Source organism: Defluviitoga tunisiensis (assembly GCF_000953715.1).
In the GTDB taxonomy this organism is placed as follows: domain Bacteria; phylum Thermotogota; class Thermotogae; order Petrotogales; family Petrotogaceae; genus Defluviitoga; species Defluviitoga tunisiensis.
The window spans coordinates 1668371-1687704 of the sequence record NZ_LN824141.1 but is presented as its reverse complement, the minus strand read 5'-3'; the positions used below and the strand labels follow the sequence as shown (position 1 = coordinate 1687704).

20 protein-coding genes and 1 tRNA gene are annotated in these 19334 nt (G+C 29.8%); 13 read left to right on the top strand and 8 right to left on the bottom strand.

The window, feature by feature from the left end; translation table 11 throughout:
* The first annotated feature begins 13 nt into the window (after window positions 1–13).
* Window positions 14–1990 (top strand): excinuclease ABC subunit UvrB, encoded by a 1977-nt coding sequence (gene uvrB / locus DTL3_RS07680; protein WP_045088206.1) that lies wholly within the window; start codon window positions 14–16, stop codon window positions 1988–1990.
* Between the two features lie 30 nt (window positions 1991–2020).
* Here uvrB and lepA read toward each other — a convergent pair whose 3' ends face one another.
* On the bottom strand, window positions 2021–3841 hold the full coding sequence (gene lepA / locus DTL3_RS07675) for a translation elongation factor 4 (RefSeq protein WP_045088205.1): 1821 nt from the start codon (window positions 3839–3841) through the stop codon (window positions 2021–2023).
* A gap of 651 nt (window positions 3842–4492) precedes the next feature.
* Here lepA and DTL3_RS07670 point away from each other — a divergent pair.
* From DTL3_RS07670 to DTL3_RS07635, 8 genes are all read left to right on the top strand, one after another.
* Window positions 4493–5461 (top strand): 2-hydroxyacid dehydrogenase, encoded by a 969-nt coding sequence (locus DTL3_RS07670; protein ID WP_045088204.1) that lies wholly within the window; start codon window positions 4493–4495, stop codon window positions 5459–5461.
* A complete protein-coding gene (locus DTL3_RS07665) occupies window positions 5458–6123 on the top strand; it encodes an endonuclease III domain-containing protein (RefSeq protein WP_045088706.1) in 666 nt (221 codons plus the stop codon). The genes DTL3_RS07670 and DTL3_RS07665 overlap by 4 nt, the downstream gene beginning before the upstream one ends.
* Before the next feature lie 4 nt (window positions 6124–6127).
* Complete coding sequence (locus tag DTL3_RS07660) at window positions 6128–6475, top strand: hypothetical protein (RefSeq protein WP_045088203.1); 348 nt, start codon at window positions 6128–6130, stop codon at window positions 6473–6475.
* A 10-nt stretch (window positions 6476–6485) separates the two neighbouring features.
* On the top strand, window positions 6486–7664 hold the full coding sequence (locus tag DTL3_RS07655; protein WP_045088202.1) for a cation:proton antiporter: 1179 nt from the start codon (window positions 6486–6488) through the stop codon (window positions 7662–7664).
* Between the two features lie 99 nt (window positions 7665–7763).
* Entirely contained in the window at window positions 7764–8240 is a 477-nt protein-coding gene (gene tsaE, locus DTL3_RS07650) for a tRNA (adenosine(37)-N6)-threonylcarbamoyltransferase complex ATPase subunit type 1 TsaE (RefSeq protein WP_052670438.1), read from the top strand.
* 2 nt (window positions 8241–8242) lie between these two features.
* Entirely contained in the window at window positions 8243–9241 is a 999-nt protein-coding gene (locus DTL3_RS07645; RefSeq protein WP_045088201.1) for a hypothetical protein, read from the top strand.
* On the top strand, window positions 9234–10262 hold the full coding sequence (gene queA, locus DTL3_RS07640; RefSeq protein WP_045088200.1) for a tRNA preQ1(34) S-adenosylmethionine ribosyltransferase-isomerase QueA: 1029 nt from the start codon (window positions 9234–9236) through the stop codon (window positions 10260–10262). The genes DTL3_RS07645 and queA overlap by 8 nt, the downstream gene beginning before the upstream one ends.
* A gap of 85 nt (window positions 10263–10347) precedes the next feature.
* Window positions 10348–10731 (top strand): flagellar protein FlaG, encoded by a 384-nt coding sequence (locus tag DTL3_RS07635; protein WP_052670437.1) that lies wholly within the window; start codon window positions 10348–10350, stop codon window positions 10729–10731.
* Here the strand turns inward: DTL3_RS07635 and DTL3_RS07630 are convergent.
* A complete protein-coding gene (locus tag DTL3_RS07630; protein WP_045088199.1) occupies window positions 10699–11643 on the bottom strand; it encodes a tRNA dihydrouridine synthase in 945 nt (314 codons plus the stop codon). The genes DTL3_RS07635 and DTL3_RS07630 overlap by 33 nt on opposite strands.
* A 78-nt stretch (window positions 11644–11721) precedes the next feature.
* Here DTL3_RS07630 and DTL3_RS07625 point away from each other — a divergent pair.
* Window positions 11722–11797, top strand: a tRNA-Pro gene (locus tag DTL3_RS07625).
* Between the two features lie 36 nt (window positions 11798–11833).
* Here DTL3_RS07625 and DTL3_RS07620 read toward each other — a convergent pair.
* The 6 genes from DTL3_RS07620 to DTL3_RS07595 all read right to left on the bottom strand — a co-directional run bounded on the left by DTL3_RS07620 (window position 11834) and on the right by DTL3_RS07595 (window position 16295).
* Window positions 11834–12433, bottom strand: coding sequence for an isochorismatase family protein (locus DTL3_RS07620; protein WP_045088198.1), 600 nt, complete (start codon window positions 12431–12433; stop codon window positions 11834–11836).
* Window positions 12434–12461: 28 nt separating this feature from the next.
* Window positions 12462–13238, bottom strand: a complete 777-nt coding sequence (locus DTL3_RS07615) for a YdcF family protein (protein ID WP_052670436.1) — start codon at window positions 13236–13238, stop codon at window positions 12462–12464.
* Entirely contained in the window at window positions 13228–13614 is a 387-nt protein-coding gene (locus DTL3_RS09975; protein WP_171820600.1) for a prepilin peptidase, read from the bottom strand. Before DTL3_RS09975 ends, DTL3_RS07615 begins: the two co-directional genes overlap by 11 nt.
* An 80-nt stretch (window positions 13615–13694) precedes the next feature.
* Entirely contained in the window at window positions 13695–14777 is a 1083-nt protein-coding gene (locus tag DTL3_RS07605) for a tetratricopeptide repeat protein (protein ID WP_045088196.1), read from the bottom strand.
* Window positions 14778–15003: 226 nt separating this feature from the next.
* Complete coding sequence (locus DTL3_RS07600) at window positions 15004–15447, bottom strand: Hsp20/alpha crystallin family protein (RefSeq protein WP_084217241.1); 444 nt, start codon at window positions 15445–15447, stop codon at window positions 15004–15006.
* A gap of 155 nt (window positions 15448–15602) precedes the next feature.
* Window positions 15603–16295, bottom strand: coding sequence for a CPBP family intramembrane glutamic endopeptidase (locus DTL3_RS07595; protein ID WP_052670435.1), 693 nt, complete (start codon window positions 16293–16295; stop codon window positions 15603–15605).
* A 127-nt stretch (window positions 16296–16422) separates the two neighbouring features.
* On the opposite strand from DTL3_RS07595, the gene DTL3_RS07590 reads away from it, so the two are divergent.
* From DTL3_RS07590 to DTL3_RS07580, 3 genes are all read left to right on the top strand, one after another.
* Window positions 16423–17709, top strand: a complete 1287-nt coding sequence (locus DTL3_RS07590) for an ArsB/NhaD family transporter (protein WP_045088194.1) — start codon at window positions 16423–16425, stop codon at window positions 17707–17709.
* A gap of 182 nt (window positions 17710–17891) precedes the next feature.
* Window positions 17892–18143: a hypothetical protein gene (locus DTL3_RS09645; protein ID WP_045088193.1), complete on the top strand. Its 252-nt coding sequence runs from the start codon at window positions 17892–17894 to the stop codon at window positions 18141–18143.
* Window positions 18144–18168: 25 nt separating this feature from the next.
* Window positions 18169–19326, top strand: coding sequence for an amidohydrolase (locus tag DTL3_RS07580; RefSeq protein WP_045088701.1), 1158 nt, complete (start codon window positions 18169–18171; stop codon window positions 19324–19326).
* The last annotated feature ends 8 nt before the right edge of the window (window positions 19327–19334 follow it).

The following is a 19334-nucleotide window of genomic DNA, read 5'->3' as shown; positions in this document are numbered from 1 at the left end:
AGGAGGTATTGACATGTTTAAACTACTTTCTGAATATGATCCTCAGGGAGACCAACCGAAAGCAATTGATGATTTGGTTCAAGGGATAGAAAAAAGTTATAGATTTCAAACTCTTTTGGGCGTTACGGGCTCAGGAAAGACATTCACTATGGCAAACGTTATTGCTAAAATAAACAGACCGACTCTAGTTTTGTCTCCAAATAAAATATTAGCAGTTCAGTTATATAACGAATTTAAAGAGTTTTTTCCTGAAAATAAGGTTGAATTTTTTGTGAGTTACTACGATTATTATCAGCCAGAGGCTTACATACCTTCAAGAGATATCTACATAGAAAAAAATGCTGATATTAATGATGTATTAGTAAAAATGCGTCTCTCAACCTTGAAATCTGTTTTAACTCGGAGAGATGTAATAGTAGTTTCTAGTGTATCAGCTATATATGCTTCTGGGAATCCCGATGATTTTTCTAATATCAACTTATATTTGAGAGTGGGAGAAAGTTATCCTCGAAGAAACATTTTATTAAAGTTAGGAAAAATGCAATACACACGTCAAGAGAAAGATTTTATTGGCGGAACTTTTAGATGGAAAGGTGAATTTTTAGAGATTTTTCCACCTTACGAAGACTTTGGCATAAGGATTACTTTTTTTGACGATGAAGTTGAACGTATTGAGGCTTTTGACGTTTTTAATAGAACAATTATCGAGGAATTCGACAAAATTGTGATATACCCTGCAAAAGAATTTGTAACTAGTGATGAAAAAATTTTATCAGCAATAAGTGAGATTGAAAAAGAGTTGATTAAACAGATAGATTATTTTAAGAGGGAAGGAAAGCTTCTTGAGGCTCAAAGAATAGAACAACGAACCAGGCAAGATATTGAATTTCTCCAGACTTTGGGTTATTGTAAAGGAATAGAAAATTATTCAAGATTTTTTGATGGAAGACAGCCTGGGGATTCTCCATGGACTCTTTTAGATTATTTTGATGATGATTTTGTAACTTTTATAGATGAATCTCATATAGCAGTTCCTCAATTACGAGCTATGTTTCGAGGAGATTATGCTAGAAAAAAGAATTTAGTAGATTATGGTTTTAGATTACCTGCAGCTTTAGATAATCGTCCATTGCGCTTTGATGAGTTTTTAGATAAAACCAATCAAATTATTTTTGTTTCAGCAACTCCAGGACCGTTTGAAATGGAGATATCAGAGCAAGTTGTTGAACAAATCATTAGACCAACTGGTTTGATTGATCCTGAAGTTGTTGTAAAACCAACTGAGGGTCAAGTTGATGATTTTATTTCCGAAGTTAATAATGTAGTAGAAAAAGGGGAGAGGGCTCTTGCTGTCGTTTTAACTAAAAAGGATGCAGAAATTTTATCTGACCATCTAAATTTGTTAGGTATAAAGTCATTATATCTTCATTCTGAGTTAGATACTATAGAAAGAGCCGAGGTAGTTAAAAAATTAAGAAACGGCGAAATAGATGTGGTTGTAGGAGTTAATTTATTGAGAGAAGGGTTAGATTTACCCGAGGTTTCGTTAGTTGCAGTAATGGATGCGGATAGAGAAGGTTTTTTACGTTCTGAGACTACACTTATTCAAACAATTGGAAGGGCTGCACGTAACATAAATGGAAAGGTTCTATTGTATGCTGATAGAATAACAGAAGCAATGAAAACTGCTATTTCTGAGACAAATAGAAGAAGAAAAATTCAAATGAAATATAATCAAGATAATAATATTACTCCAAAAAGTATAATAAAAAAATTGCCTGAAGACATTTTTGCTCCATTTAAAGAATCAGAAATTAAAGAAGATGACTTCATCTTTGCTGTGGAAGAAAACATTTCTCCTCAGGACTATTTAGCTCTTTTAGAGGAAAAGATGTATGAAGCTGCTTCGGAACTGAGATATGAAGATGCTGCAAGATATAGGGATGAAATAAAAAGAATAACAAGAAAGTATAATATTCAACAAAGTTAAAAAAGGTGCTCGATCCATGAGCACCTTTTTTTAATTATTGTCTTCATCAATTTTAAGCAATGCCAAAAAAGCTTCTTGTGGGATGCTTACTTCTCCAATTTCTCTCATACGTTTTTTGCCTTCTTTTTGTTTTTCTAAAAGTTTCATCTTTCTTGTAACATCTCCACCATAACATTTTTGAAGTACATCTTTTCTTAAGGCTTTTATTGTTGATCTTGCAATAATTTTACCTTTGCAATATGCTTGAATAGGAATTTCAAATTGGTGTCTAGGTATTAAATCTTTAAGTTTGTCAACTAATTTTCTTGCAATTTCGTATGCCTTTGATTCATGTACAATATAAGACAAGGCATCGACTTTTTCTTTATTTATATAAATTTCTATTTTTACCAATTTTGATTCTCTATAACCAATTAATTCATAATCCATTGAAGCATATCCTTTACTTAATGCTTTCATTTTATCAAAAAAATCAAAAATTATTTCTGCTAACGGAATCTCAAAATGAAGCACAACTCTGTTCTTCCCAGCATTTGAAACATATAAAAATTCACCACGCTTTTCAACTTGAGCTAAGTTTATTAAGTCACCCATAAATTCAGGAGGAGTTATTATATCAAGTTTACAATATGGTTCATATACAGACTCAATATATTCTTGGTCAGGAAATTGCGAAGGATTAGTTATTTGAATCACTTCACCATTTTTTAATTTAGCATTGTAAATAACGCTTGGAACTGTGAGAATAACTGCAAGATCAAACTCCCTTTGAATTCTTTCTTTAACAATTTCCATATGTAAAAGGCCTAAAAATCCTACCCTAAAACCATAGCCAAGTGCGGGAGAATTCTCAGGTAAAAAAACAAGTGAAGCATCGTTTAATTTTAATTTTTCAAGGGCTTTTCTTAAGTCCTCATAGTATTCTGGTAAGCCAGGATAAAGTCCAGCATAAACCATAGGTTTAACTTCTTTATATCCAGGTAAAGGTTTATCAGTAGGATCTTGAGCATTTGTGATCGTGTCACCTACTTTTGCTTCCTGAATTTCTTTGATTCCTGCTATTATGTATCCTATTTCTCCTGCAGATAAATTGTCTATTTCAACCATTTCCGGGTGAAATACACCAACTTCACTTACTTCGTAAGATTTACCACTTGCCATGAACAATATATTATCTTCTTTTTTTACTGTTCCAGCAAATACTCTGGTATAGACAATGATTCCTCTATATTTATCGTATTTTGCATCAAACACGAGAGCTTTTAATTTGTCATTTATAGAGCCCTTTAATGTTGGGGGTGGAACTTTTTCAATTATTAATTCTAAAAGTTCAGATACGCCTTCACCTGTTTTAGCACTAATTTTTACTATTGAATCAGAATCAATACCAACTAAGTCATTTATTTCTAGCAATGTTTCTTCAACATTCGCACTTGGAAGATCAATCTTATTAATTGCACCAATAATCTCTAAATCATTTTCCAAAGCTAAATATGTATTAGTTACCGTTTGAGCTTGCACTCCTTGTGTGGCGTCTACTAACAATATTGCTCCTTCACAAGCGGCTAAGCTTCTAGAAACTTCATAAGTAAAATCAATATGTCCAGGGGTATCTAATATATTTAATTCATAATCTTGTCCTTTTTTTGATGTGTAAAAAACCTTTACTGGGTGGGATTTTATAGTAATTCCTTTTTCTCTTTCTAAATCCATCGAATCCAAAAATTGCTCTCTCATATTTCTTTCATCAATAGAATGAGTTAGCTCTAAAATTCTATCCATAAGAGTAGTTTTTCCATGGTCTATATGTGCAATTATGGCAACATTTCTAATAAAATTTGGGTCATACAAGAATAAATACACCTCCAATTAATTATCAAAACAATGCTTGTTATCACAAAGTTATAGTTATAAAAATTATATCACAAATAACATGAGTGCGTAATTACCCTGAACGGGCAATCAATATATATAGAAAAATAAAAATAGAAAGAAATTAAAATGTAATATATAAAATAATTATATAAAAAATATTTGTTATAATACATTATATCAAATACCTGCATGGTTCTTTATTTAAAAAATATTTTACATTAGTATTTTGTGAGTTTTCGATTTATGAATTAATGAGGTTTTTTTCAAAGATTTGTAGTATCGCTTCTATGATAAATACAAAAAAGTTAAAAAATTCTCGAAAAACTTTATTGATTGAAATTAATTTTTGTTTTAAGAATTATCGAACAGTATATTAATCATCTTTTCTGATTTAAGGACTTTAGAAATGAAAATTTTCTAAAAATAGAATTATGAATTAATAACTGGTCCAGGGTGAAGCCCTCCTCCTTCCTACGGTACAAGTACCGAAAAAAGTTAAAAAATTGAATTAGTAAGGATTAGAACTGAGGAGGTATTTTGTAAAAAGAATCAATTCTAAGACATATATATAATAAAGATTTTGGGATTTTTAAAGTGAGTATTTTTTATTATAAGGGAGGACACTAAATGGCAAAAGTTTTTGTGACATATAAAATACCTGATATGGGTTTAAATTTATTGAAAGAAAAATTTGAGGTTATTATTAATCCGTACGATAGATTGTTAACTAAAGATGAATTGATAAAAGCTGCTTCTAATTTTGATGCCTTAATTACAATGTTAGCAGATACTATTGACAAAGATGTATTGGAAAGTGGGAAGGATAGGTTGAAAATTGTTGCCAATTACGCTGTTGGATATAACAATATTGATTTTGAAAAGGCAAAAGAATTAGGTATATATGTAACTAATACACCCGGGGTTTTAACAGAAACTACTGCTGATTTAGCCTGGGCTTTGATGTTAGCCATATCTAGAAGAATAGTGGAATCAGATGCTTTTACTAGGTCAGGAAAATTTGAAGGTTGGAAACCTGAACTCTTTTTAGGTAATGATGTTTACGGTAAAATTCTAGGAATTATTGGTTTTGGAAATATTGGACAAGCAGTTGCAAGAAGAGCGATAGGTTTTAACATGAAAGTATATTACTATCAAAGACATAAAGTTGCACCAGAAATTGAAAAAAGTTTACACGCCACTTATTTATCGTTAGAAGAAGTTTTAACAAAATCGGATTTTATTAGTTTACATGTTCCATTAACAAAGGAAACTTATCATTTAATAGATAATAAAAGGTTATCTCTTATAAAGAAAACTGCATATTTAATTAATACAGCAAGAGGTCCTGTAATAGATGAGAAGGCATTATGCCAAAAACTTAAAAATAACGAAATTGCTGGAGCTGCTCTTGACGTTTATGAAAATGAGCCAATAATTTGCGAGGATTTGTTCAAATTGAACAATGTTATCTTAACTCCACATATTGGAAGTGCAAGTTATGAGACACGTAGTAAAATGTCATTAATGGTTGCAAAAGATGTTATTCAATCATTGAATGGAGAGAAACCAGACCATCTGGTTTGGGAGAAAAATTGACAAAAAAAGAAAAGCTGTTATTAATATATGAAAAATTGTACCACTTTTATGGTCCCCAACATTGGTGGCCTGCAGACAATTGGTTTGAAGTTACTATAGGAGCTATATTAACTCAAAATACAACCTGGAAGAATGTTGAAAAGTCTATCCATAATATCAAACAAAATAATCTAATGAATCCAAACAAATTATATGAATTAGAGAAAAATGAATTAGCTAAAATAATTAAATCATCTGGTTTTTATAACCTAAAAAGTGAAAGAATTAAAAATTTTTTGGAATGGTTAAAAGCATATGATTTTGAATATTCAAATATTAGGGAGAAAAGTTATACGGAGCTTCGTAGAGAACTGTTAAATATTAAAGGAATAGGTAAGGAAACAGCAGACTCAATTTTATTGTATGCTTTTAATTATCCAGTTTTTGTTGTAGATTCGTATACGAAAAGATTTTTTAATAGATTGGGATTTGAATTATCTGATAATTACGATGAAATACAAAATTTTTTCGAAAATATGTTAGAACAAGATGAAAAACTATATAATGAATTTCACGCCCTTATTGTTAAACATTCAAAGGAACTGTGTAAAAATAAACCTATTTGTACAGAATGTTTTTTACAGAAACAATGTAATTTTTATATAAAAGGGTTTGGGAGGTAATTTTATGCAGATGCTTGTCATTGTTTTAAATAGGATAGAGAAATTAAATGATTTATTACTCGAATTAAGTAATAATAACATTGTTACCGGTACAATTATTGATAGCTCTGGCATGGCAAAGACATTGGTGGATTTTTACCCTAATTCTTTATTATTCGGATCTTTAAGGACAATCTTAGGAGAGAATAGACCTTTTAATAAAACTATTTTTATAGTACTGCCAGATGAAAAAGTACCTCTAGCTATGGAATGTGTTAGAAAAGTGTCTAGCGAAATTAACGGAGAAAACGTAGGGGTAATGTTTACTATACCGGTAAATCATTTTGAAAGTTTGAATATACAGGGGAGTTGATCAAACAACTATGCATATGCTATTTTATGTCTCAGTTATTTTATTGACTGGATTAGTTATGGCAAAAGTAATTAGGTTGCTCAAACTGCCTAATGTTACAGGATATTTACTAGGTGGTTTGTTGATAGGGCCTTCTGTCTTAGGCATTATTCCAAGAGATGTTGTTGGAAGTTTTTCTATTATATCCGAGGCAGCATTGGCTTTTATTGCTTATAGTATTGGAAGTGAATTAAATATAGAACATTTAAAAAAAATCGGAAAAGGTGTGGTTTTAATAACCTTTTTGGAGGCTATAGGGGCTACTCTATGCGTAACCCTAGGTATGATTTTCATTTTTAGACAACCTGTGCACTTAAGTATAGTATTGGGGGCAATAGGTTCAGCAACTGCTCCTGCAGCTACTTTAATGGTTGTTAAGCAATACAATGCTAAAGGCCCATTGGTTGATACATTGTTGCCAGTTGTTGCAATGGACGATGCTGTTTGTATTATGATCTTTGGAATTGCTTCAGCGATCGCAAAAATATTATTAGAGGGCGTTGAATCTGTATCGCTGGCTTCATTAATTCTCTCACCTATTTTTGAAATCATTGGTGCATTAGCTTTAGGGTTTTTTATGGGTTTTATACTCGCGTGGATATCAAAAAAAGTGAAGGGTGAAGATGAATTATTGTCCGTAATTATTGCATTTATTTTCTTAACAACGGGCTTATCTATACAATTTAATTTTTCATCCTTATTATCTTGTATGATGTTAGGAACTACATTAACAAATATTTTGCCTCACAATAAACGGGTTTTTACTGTTATCGAACATTTTACTCCTCCTTTATTAGTACTGTTTTTCACAATATCAGGAGTTGAGCTAAATTTATCAATTTTAAAATCAGTTGGATTAATTGGAATTGCATATGTAGTACTTAGAGCAGTAGGAAAAATGTTGGGAGGATATTTGGGTGCAGCTGCAGCTAAAAGTCCAAAAACAGTAAGAAATTATTTAGGTTTTGCGCTTTTGCCCCAAGCTGGGGTTGCAATAGGATTATCAATGGTTGCTCAAAGAATTTTACCAGCTCCTTATGGAGATGAGATAAGAACCGTTATTTTGGCAGCAGTAATTATTTATGAACTGATAGGTCCTCCACTAGCCAAATTTGCTTTGGTAAAAGCAGGAGAAATCCAAAGCGAGTAGATATGATATATATTTTTATAAATCCTTCCGTAAAAATGGTTAATCAAAAAAGAGAATATCTCAAAATATTGGTTTCCGATAATATGAAAGAGAGGAGAATTGAGTATAGTTTATTATCAGAAAGTTAGTCTTGAAGAGTTAACTAAAATGGGAAAGTTCATATCTGAAAATTTATTTCCTGGTGCTAAAATATTGCTCTTTGGAGATTTAGGCACTGGAAAAACTACTATTGCATCATTAATAATAAATGGTTTAGCTAATAAAGAGATTGTAGTTACTAGTCCTACTTTTTCTTTAATAAAAGTATATGATACTAAACCAACTGTCTATCACATAGATCTTTACAGACTTAATGATGTAAGCGAGATTGAATATTTAGACATTTTTTCTGACCTCACAGGAGTATATATAATAGAATGGGCAGATAAGTTAGGTTATTTAACTCCTGATGAAAGTTTAAATATATATTTGTCATATAATGAAGATATTAATTTTCGTGATATAACTATTGAGGGAAAAGGACCACGGTACCAGTTGTTTGAGCAAGAAATAACTAAAAAATTTAGGGTGGTTTAGCAGTGTCGTTGCAAAGAATAATTAATGTAATTTCTGAAAGCGATTATAAAAAACATAGTTTGAAAACGAGAAAATTAATCGAAAAAGCAAACAAAATTATTTTAACTCCACGTGAATTAAATGAAAGAAAAATGTTTTGGATATATAGAGTGTTGGGAAATGATGCAGAAATGAAAATTTCAAGAAAACATATAAATGACTTTCAATTTCTAGTTCTGCATATTTTAGAGAAACCTAAAGATAATAGGTTTGATGATCTTAGAAAATATTACAAATTAGATGAAGAAACTACTGATAACTTAAAGTTTTTAATGTTTCCAAAAAAGTATCCTCCAGGAGGGTATAATAAAAAACTGAATAAATATGGGGTTGAATTTTATGACCCAAAAGTAATTTTAAAAAGATTAAATTTTAGAGATTATATTGATTTATATTCTTTGATGACTTATATACCTTTAGATACAAAAACACCCTTTGTACAAAATTTATTAGATGAAATTTTGAGTATAGATCCTTTAGAGACTTCTATTTCACTTTTCAATAATATATTTGATATTGTTCAAGCCTTAAGCCCTTATGAAAAACAATTAATTGAGATTCAATTAAAAAACATTTCATTTTATCACTATAAACTTTTGAACTCAAAAAAAACAAAAGGTGTTGTTGTTGATGGAAGCAATGTTATAAGGCATAATAACATAAATAAGATAGATATTTTATTAAATTTGTTAGACAATTTATATACGGTTGATACAACATTTTTTCCCTGTTTCATAGTTTTTGATAGAAATATTGAATATATTTTGAGAGATCAAGAAGATCGAGATGTATTAAGCAAATTATCTCAAAAAAAGCGCGTTTATTTTGAGTCACCAGCTGATAAACTAATTGTTTACTTAAGTAATAAATTAGATTATTACATGATTTCTGATGATAAATTTGAAGAATATGAGTTCGATGAAAATAAACTATTAGATTTGCGGAGGTTTATAGATGAGTGAAAATATTTTCAATCTAGAGAAATATGATTATCAATTACCTGAAGAATTAATTGCTCAGGAACCAGTTGAACCAAGGGATATGTGTAGGTTAATGGTTTTAGATAGAGCAAAAAGAAGCATAGACCACAAAATATTTAAAGATATTAAAAATTATTTGCAACCTGGAGATCTTTTGGTAATAAATAATACAAAAGTTATACCAGCAAGATTATTAGGTAAAAAAGAAACTGGAGCTAATGTAGAGGTTCTTTTGTTAGAAAGAAATGGTAGTCAAAACATATGGAAAGCCCTTGTAAAACCTGGTTCTAAAATCAAGAAAGGGAATATACTTCTATTTCCAGACAATATAGTATGTGAAGTATTAGAACATCTAGAAGATGGAACAAGGATTTTAGAATTTAAAGATTCTAATTTCTATTCTAAAATTTATAAAATCGGTCAGATTCCATTACCTCCATACATAAAAAAACATTTAGATGATCCAAATCAATATCAAACCGAGTACGCAAAATATGAAGGTGCTGTAGCTGCACCGACAGCCGGATTACATTTTACTCAAGATTTATTAGAAGAATTGCAAGGAAAAAATGGAGTAAATATAGCAGAAATTACTTTACATGTAGGTTTGGGAACTTTCAGGCCAGTAAAAGAAAACGATATAAGGCAATATAATATACATGAAGAATATTATAGCGTTTCCAAAGATGTATTAGAGAAAATTGCTAGAACAAAGGCTAAAGGAAAGAAAGTTATTGCTGTAGGAACTACAGTAGTAAGGACTCTAGAATCTATAGCTTTAGAACCTGATAAGTTAGTTGGTAAAACAAAACTGTATATTTATCCTCCTTTTGAATTTAGAATTGTTGATTCATTGATAACAAATTTTCATTTACCAAAATCTTCTTTACTTTTTTTAGTTTCAGCTTTTGCAGGTTATGATTATATAATGAACGCTTATAAAGTTGCGATTGAAAAAAGATATCGTTTTTTTTCTTTTGGAGATGCTATGTTTATCATTTGATTAAATAATAAATATTAAAGTTTATTAAAATATAGTCGATAAAAATTATAGATTTGATATCTTCATAGTTGGAGGGGAGATGGCTATGGAAATTCCAAACGTAGGGGGAAGTTTTAATTTAAAAAATGAAAACATAGATTTTATTATTAATAAAAACAGGGACCTATTATTAGGTTATCCGAAAGATCCGATGGTTGAAAATTTGGACGAACAAACTAGAGAAGCAACAGTTTCTTCAGAAGAATTAGATCAAATTTCAAAAATTATAGAACAAAGATTAGAAAAATTGTCACAAATTTTTAAAGGTGAGGCGCATTTTGAAATTGATAGAGATTTAGACATTTTGATTATTAAAATAATTGAACGTGAAACCGAAAGGATCATTAGGCAAATTCCTCCTGAAGTATCCCTAAAACTTGCTAGGGCTTTGAACGAACTAGAAGGAATTCTTTTTGATGAAAGAGCTTAAAGAAATATTTATGTTGAGAAGGTTGGTATATAAAAGATCTTCTACCTCTTTGTAAGAGATTGTGGTAAAGATCTTTCTTTTTATTTCTGTTACTCCTGCTATTCCCGTAAAGTATTTTATCAATATTTTTCTGAATTTTTTTACAGCATAAACTTCATTTTTGTAAAATTCAATAGAAAGTTGTAAATGTTCTAAACAAGTCTTAATTCGTTCTTCAAGAGAAGGTATATAATTTCTTTTCAAAAAAATCCAAGGGTTACCTATTGCACCTCTAGCTACTAAAACAAAGTCTGCACAATAATTATTAATATATTCTTCATAATCTTTTAGAGTAAACACATCTCCACTAGCTCCAACTGGTATTTTAACAATCTTTTTAATTTTTTTGAAGATAGATTTATCCGTTTTGCCTGAATAGAATTGATTCCTTGTTCGCCCATGAATTATAATATAATCTGCACCAGCAGATTCTGCTAAGGTTGCATTTTCTTCGATATTTATTTTATTGAATCCCAATCTCATTTTTACACCCACAGGTACATTTACTGAATTTTTAAGTGAATAAATAATTTCGGCTAATAACTCTGGTGTATCAAGCAAAGCAGCGCCAGCACCTTTTTTTATAACTTTATTAACGGGACAAGCAGCGTTTATGTCTATCCAACTTGCTAGATTCTCAACTATTTTTGCAGCTTCCATAAATTTTATAGGATCATTACCAAAAAGTTGAATTCCTATGTTTTTTTCACCTTTTTGAGGAAGCATTAAGTGAATCTTTTGATTATTCATTACAATGGAATCAACTGAAATCATCTCAGTGAAAGTATATTTGGCACCAAATTTTCTGCATGTTTCTCTAAATGGGTAATCTGTATAATCAGCCATAGGAGCTAGAATTAATTTATCTTCCATAATTCTCACCTCGAAATTCAAGTTTACTATAAAAATTTGACGTAAATATAAATATGTGGTATAATTTTTGTGGACAAACGGAGCGTAGCGCAGTTGGTAGCGCGTCAGCATGGGGTGTTGAAGGTCGCTGGTTCAAATCCAGTCGCTCCGACCAAAAAAAGAAGGGGCTGTGAAATAGCCCCTTTTTTCATTAGATTACTTTCCCGAATTTATCCACTATAATTTCTCGAATTCCTTTTTTATTAACTGATTTAATATATCTTTCAATAGGAAAGACTCTGTATTCCCTCTTTATAGCATCCTGTATGGTTGAAATAACACATACATCTCCAGCTAGTCCTAAAACAATCAAGTTCTTAATCCCATCCTTCTTTAATAATGAATCTAATTCTGATTCAATTTTATTATCAATATCTGAATAAAAGGCTGAATAACTGTCAGCATCATGATTAAAGCCTTTTCTAATGATTATATCGTAAGTAGATATGAATAAATCATGACCATAGCTTCCTTGTACGCAATGTGGTGGCCATATTTTAAAAGAGATATGGTTTTCCGGATGATCGTCTATACTTGCAAATATTTTATAACCTTTACTTTTTGCAATATGTAAAAATTCGTTTATTTCCTTAATCCACAGTTCATTAGTACCCTCGACAGGGAGTTCATTAGGACATCTTTCAGTAAATCCATTTTGACAGTCGACACAAATTATTGCAGTATTCTGAGGAGATAATTTGATATTTTCGAAAGCATTAAATAATTTTGTAAGGTCACCTTTTTTGTACATACTGGTAAATCCTCCTAATTTTGTAGATTTATGGTGAATTTTCAAAAATTCTCATCTTTATTATTCCAAGATATTCATGCAAAGCAGACGCATTTGCCTTTAGGAATTCGATTTGTGGTAAAAAATCATACATTTTTATTTTATCGAGTGAGATTAAATAGCCAGTTGGAATTGGGCATATTTTTTTATCGTTCAAATATTTATTGAAATAATTTAATGATCTTGTCATATGTACTGCACTAGTAACTAATATGATAGTTTTGAAACCTTCATTCTCAACAATTTCTTTTACATATTGAGCGTTTTGTTTGGTGTTTTTTGCATAAGGTTCTACATAAATATCTTCATTACATACACCTAATTTCTGCAATTCTTCTTTCATAACTTCTGCTTCTGGCGTTTGGGTTCCTTGAAGTTTTCCACCTGTGACAATAATAGGAAGTTGAGTTCGTTTATGTATTAAATACCCTTCTATTACCCTTTTAAAGGCGCTATCTGATAATTCTCCTTTAAAGTTTTTTGGTGTATTTGGAATTATTCCACCTCCAAGTATAACAATTACAGCATTGTCATCAACTTGAAAGGTTGAACTTGGAGATGATGGAGGTAAATAGTTATTTTCTAAAGGTGAAACAAATAATCTTGCAAACCATCCGCAAGAAAAGATGTATAAAAGAACTGTGATTAAAAATAATGGAATAGAAACTTTTTTAGTACGAAACAAACTAATAATTATAAATATAAAAAGAATAGAAATAAATAAACCTGGTATTTGAATAAAAGATACAAAAAAATCATAAATCAATTTGTAGTACCCCCAAAAAAAATAATGCTATAGTACTAAAAGATAAATAGAAACCTAAAGGGATTTTATCAGTTTTTTTTATTAGATTAACCAAAATTACAATAAATAAAGAACAAATAATTATTGAGAATATACTTTTACCTAAAAGGAGAGAAAGAATTGACAATAATTTCACATCACCAAAACCCATTTTATCTTTTTTCCAATAACTGTAAGAAATTATAAATAATAAAAATGAGTAAAACAAATTATAATAATTAAAGTTAAAAATTATCAATATAATTAAAATAATTAGACAAGTATCAGGAATCAAAAAAGTAAAATAATCAATAATTCCTATTAATAGAAGACTATTTAAAAAAATAATTATTTTCAAGTTTAAATAGAAATTAATCGAAAGATAGTTTATGAAAAAAGCAATAACTGTAACTAAAACAAATTTTAAATATCTATTAGTTATTGAAGCACCTTTTCGATACTTTTAATTTCATCAGGTGTAAAATTCACCTTCAACATCTCTTTTAGACCATAGATATACCATTTGTATTTTTCTTGCATTTGTTTATAAATCTCTTTTGCTTTGTTTAGTTCTCCATATTTTATATATGGAACAATCAAAAGCAATTTGAAATGTTCACTTTGTGGATTTTCAGAAATAAATTTTTCCAAAAAAGTTTGAACATCCTGATATTTTCCATTTTCGAACATAATTTTTACCCATACCTCTATATCGCTTGAATATTCTGGAGTTGATCTAAGAATATCTTCTTGTAAGCCTTCTGCTTCTATAAATCTACCTAAGCATTTGTATATTGAAGATAACTGATACTTTCCAAGTATACTCTTTGGAAATCGATTTAAAAATTTTTCTAAAATTTTGGCTGCTTTTGTGTAATCTTGATTTTGAATATATGCATTAGTAATCATAAAATAAGTAACATAATTGTTTGGAGAAAGTTCTAGTTCTTTTTTCCACATCTCAGCGGCTTTTTCAAAATTACCTTGGTTAAAATATAATTGACCTAGTTCTGAAAGTGCTGCAACATTCCAAGGATCTATTTTTAAAGCGTTTTCTAAATATAGTTTTCCTTCCTCTAAATTCCCTTTTTCTATGTATATAGATCCCATAAGTTCATATGCTGGAGCAAAACCCGGATCAATTTTTAAAATAAAATCTATCAAATCTTCAGCAACTTTGTAATTTCTATTTTCGCACTCTAATAATACAGTATCAAATATTCCATTTAAAGATATATGAGCTAAGTCTGAAAAACTGATCTTAAATTCTTCAAGATAAGATAAAAACTCGCTGAGAATGAAAGGGGAAACTACAAAATTAGAAGTTAATGCTGGCAAGAATTTTATAAGTTCCTCAATCTTATTTGCTTCTTGTATAAATTTTGAGTTAGACTTTAAATCTTGTTTCATTAGCTCGAAATCGCCTTCATATAAAAATTCACATAGTAGAAAAGGAAAAGGGGTTAAATCTGTAATGTCGATAATATTATCATCAAAGGCGATTCTGACAAGCTTCTGCATATTAATCTCCTCCCTCTTGTTATTGCATTTGTGTAAATGGCTGTTTATAAAAACAACATTAATAATTACTAATAATCAACTTAGATTATAGCATATTATTAGTTTTCAAAAAAAGGAGAAATATCCTAATTACACGCGTTTATGTATGAATAAATTGTATTAAAGAAGGATAATACCAAAAAAAACGAAAAAGAGCAGGCAATTGCCTGCTCTTTTGCTAAAATGATTATTCGATAGGAATCTTTTTTGTTTCGCCTCTAGCACTTTCCTTTTTGGGAACTGTAATTTTAAGAACCCCATCTTCATATTTTGCTTGAATTTTATTTTTGTCTACATAATCTGGTAATCTAACGGTTCTTTCAATTCTTCCATAATATCTTTCTTGCCTGAAAAATCGCCCTTTTTTCGATTCATCAGATACTTTCTTTTCGGCGGTAATTCTTAGGGTATCGTTTTCCAGGTCTAATCTAATATCTTTTTTGTCGAGTCCTGGTAAGTCACATTCAATAATAAAATCATCGTCTGTTTCGTATACATCCATTACGCCTTTAGAAAAGGCATCGTACCCTAATGAAAATGTTCTGAAAAAATCTTCAAGTTCTCTTTCAAAAAAATCTCTTGGAATTAACCAATCATCGCGTTCTTCTCTTCTTCTTGGTAGCATATTCATCACCCCCTGTATTTTTCATCCATTTTTATTATACTATAAAAAAAATAAAAAATCAAGGGTAACAAGAAAAATGGATAAACCATTATAATAATTTATTTAAAGGTTAAATAACTTATATAAATATAAAAGTAAATTAATATTTTAGCAATTGTAAACTATGACTGATAATTATTTATGAATTTTTGTTTTAAATAAATAAGGTAACTAATAGTCATTCCGTCTGTAAAATTGTGAATTATTATTGGATACAAGATGCTTCCACTTATTTGAAATGTATAGCTAAGAATAAATGACATAATTACTCTACCAGGCAAGAGATTAAGAAATTGCTTTATATTTTCTTTGCCAAAAAAAACGTTATTCAAATGAGCAAGTATAAAAATTAGCATCGAAATTAAAGTTGAATATCTTATTGTAAAAATAGAGCCAAAAATTAATTTTTCCAAGTTCCCTTGAACAAAACCTCTATAAAATATTTCTTCTATAGGACCAACTAAAACCCACATATAAAATAAAAGCAATTTATTTTTCTTAAAACTGGTGTATGGAATTTTTGCGAGATCAGAATAATTCATTTTTCTCATGCTGTAAATTGATATAAGGATTATTAAAAATGAAATTCCTATCATTATTAGACCGTTTTTTATATTTCCAATTTTGAATCCAGCTTCTTTGAAATCAATGTCAGAGAAATATATCAATATTAGTGAGATTATAATACTGAATATTCCAATCAAAATGTTGGATTTATATATATTTAGTTTTCCTTGTGTAGAGACCAATTTACCAATAATAAGTATTGAAGCATAGTATAATACAATAAATAAAATCAGTTTTAGATAAGACATGTTTATCTCCTCTTATAATAGTAAATAAGTAACTCTTTATTAAAAGATACACAAAATAACTATTTGTACTTCAATATTTTAATGATACAATATTTATTGTATTTTAATCAAAAAAGAGGTGATATTGATGGGTTTAAGTGCGATAATTTCGTTGATCGTATTTGTTATTGTTGTAATTGGAATCTTATCTCAGAAAATTGATAAGACTTTGATTTCCATGTTAGGAGCAGTTTTTCTTTTAATAATAGGAACTTTTTCTCATCCGATGCTAGCTATTAGAAATTATGTAGATTTTAACACACTTCTTTTTCTAGTAGGTATTATGTTGTTTGTAGATGTGTTAAAAAAAACTGGATTGTTTGAATCGTTTGCTGCATTGATTTTGAAATTGTTCGGGAGTAACATTTATGCATTGTTCTGGGGTCTTACAATTTTTGTTGCAATAATCGCTGGGTACATTGAAGTTATTGCAACTATTTTGATTTTTATTCCCATCACACTTTCAATTACAGAATTTTTAAATGTAAATCATATGCCATTTACACTTGGGGTAATTTTTGCATCTCAAATAGGTGGTATGGCAACTATGATGGGGCAGCCACCTAATATAATGATTTCTTCAGCTACCATGTTTTCGTTTTCAGAGTTTTCCGGAGTTATGTACCCTATTGCTATTATAAGTTTAGTAATATCAAATTTATTAATTCTTCTTTTTTTTAAAAGTGATTTTTCAATCAAATTGGACAGGTCAAAGTTAAAAAATTTTAGTAATGATTCTTCAAAAGACAAAAAAAAGTTGTCTGTAGCCATTATCTTATTCATAATAGTAGTAATAGCTTTTATTTTTCACCACGAACTTAACATTGAAAGTTCAACAGTTGCTTTGGCTGCAGGGTTTGTTTCTTTGCTTTTAATTAGTCCAAAGGAAGTAGAGGAAATTTTATCTAAAATAGAATGGGATATTATTTTGTTTATTTTTGCTCTTTTTGTTATTGTTGGTGCTTTAATTGAAACAGGCGCCATAAGTTATATGGCTCAGTTATTATTTAATGTAAGCGGTGAATCTCTAATATTGCTTAGCATTACTGTTCTATTGATATCTGCATTTACCTCGGCATTTATGAATAATATTGCTATTACTGCAGCATTTATTCCTTTAGTTAGTTATTTACCAACTTTAAATCCGCTTGTGTTCTCTAACCTAAATCCTGTTTGGTATGCTTTATCGCTTGGAACATGTTTAGGAGGAATTGCTACCCCCATAGCTTCCCTACCAAATATGATAGCCCTAAATCTTATGTTTAAATCAACAGGTAAAAAAATATCATTTACTGAATTATTTAAGTATGGATTTCTAATATTGATTGTGAATATTATAGTTTCTATTGTGTATTTAAGAGTCGTTGTTTTTTAATCACAAGATATAGAAATCAGTTTACGGAGGAGATATCGTTAACCATCTACCACTTAAATTCTGACGAAGTTTTGAAGTGGGAGCTTGTAAAAGCTTTAGTTGATTAGGCTAAGTGCTTAGAGCGTTACGTTATCCACAAACAGGTGAGGAAGCACAATAGGCAGATACACAAAGCGAATATCTTGAAAGGTGGTAAAAAGAAATTAAATCAGGCTCCATATTTGGTAAAAGGATTCAGATTGTTTGACAAGGTAATATTCAAAGGACAAGAAAGTTTTATATTTGGTAGATATTTAAGTGGATATTTTGATTTAAGAAAGTTAGAAGGTACTGTAATTCATAGAAGTTCCGGTTATAAGAAATTGACATTGATTAGCAAAGTTAAAACATTTATATTTGAAAGGAGGGAATGCACGTTGATCTCCACCCTATAGAGGATGGAGTATCTTGTGCTTAAAAATGAAAAAGTTTCTTTTAAAACATGGAACAATATATCCTGTTTCCAGAAAACCGTTTGTTGGAGATATTTTAATTGAGGATAAAAAAATAGTTGGAATATCTGAACGAATAGAAGAAAAAAATGTGGATGAAATTGACATAACTGGGAAATATGTTTTTCCTGGATTTATAGATCCCCATTCACATATTGGATTATTTGAAGAAGGTGTAGGCAATTATTATCAAGATGGAAATGAAGCTACAGATCCAGTAACTCCACATGTCAGAGCTATAGATGCTTATTATCCTGATGATATTGCGATTAAAAGAGCTTTATCAGGAGGAGTAACTACAGTAATGATTGTTCCTGGTAGTGCTAACCCTATCGGCGGTCAAAGCGCTATTATTAAACTAAATTCTCAAATTACTGATGAATCAATCATAAAGGAGCCAGCCGGTCTTAAAATGGCTCTGGGTGAAAATCCAAAAAGAACTTATGGTACTTTAAATAGAACTCCATCTACAAGATTAGGGAATGCTGCGATAATTAGAGAGTATTTTTTTCAAGTTCAAAATTATATTGAGAAAAAGGAATTATCAAAAAAAGACGAAACAAATTTTACCGATATTAATATTAAGTATGAAATTGGAGAAAAAGTATTAAAAGGAGAAATAACTGCACGCATTCACGCTCATAGAAAAGATGATATTCTTACTGCAGTCAGACTTTCTGAAGAATTCGGATTTGAGTTAGTGATAGAACATGGTACAGAAGCTTATATGATTGCAGATTACATAAAAAATAAAAATATACCTCTCGTATTAGGTCCGCTACTAGGTTTTAGAACCAAACTAGAAACTAAAAATAGAACCTATCAATCAATTTCAATAATAAATGAAAAAGGTATTTTAGCTTCATTAACTTGTGATCATTCTGTTATACCTCTAGAACATGCATCAATTCAGGCAGCAACAGCATTGAGATATGGTGCAAAAGAGGAAGATTTGATAAAAATGCTTACTATTAATCCAGCTAAAATATTGAAAATATATAATAAGGTGGGAAGTATAGATGTTGGTAAAGATGCTGATTTAGTTATTTGGAGTGAACATCCATTTGATTTTAGGAGTTATGTAATCAAGACAATAATTAATGGCGAAATTGTCTATGAGAGATGATAAAAAGT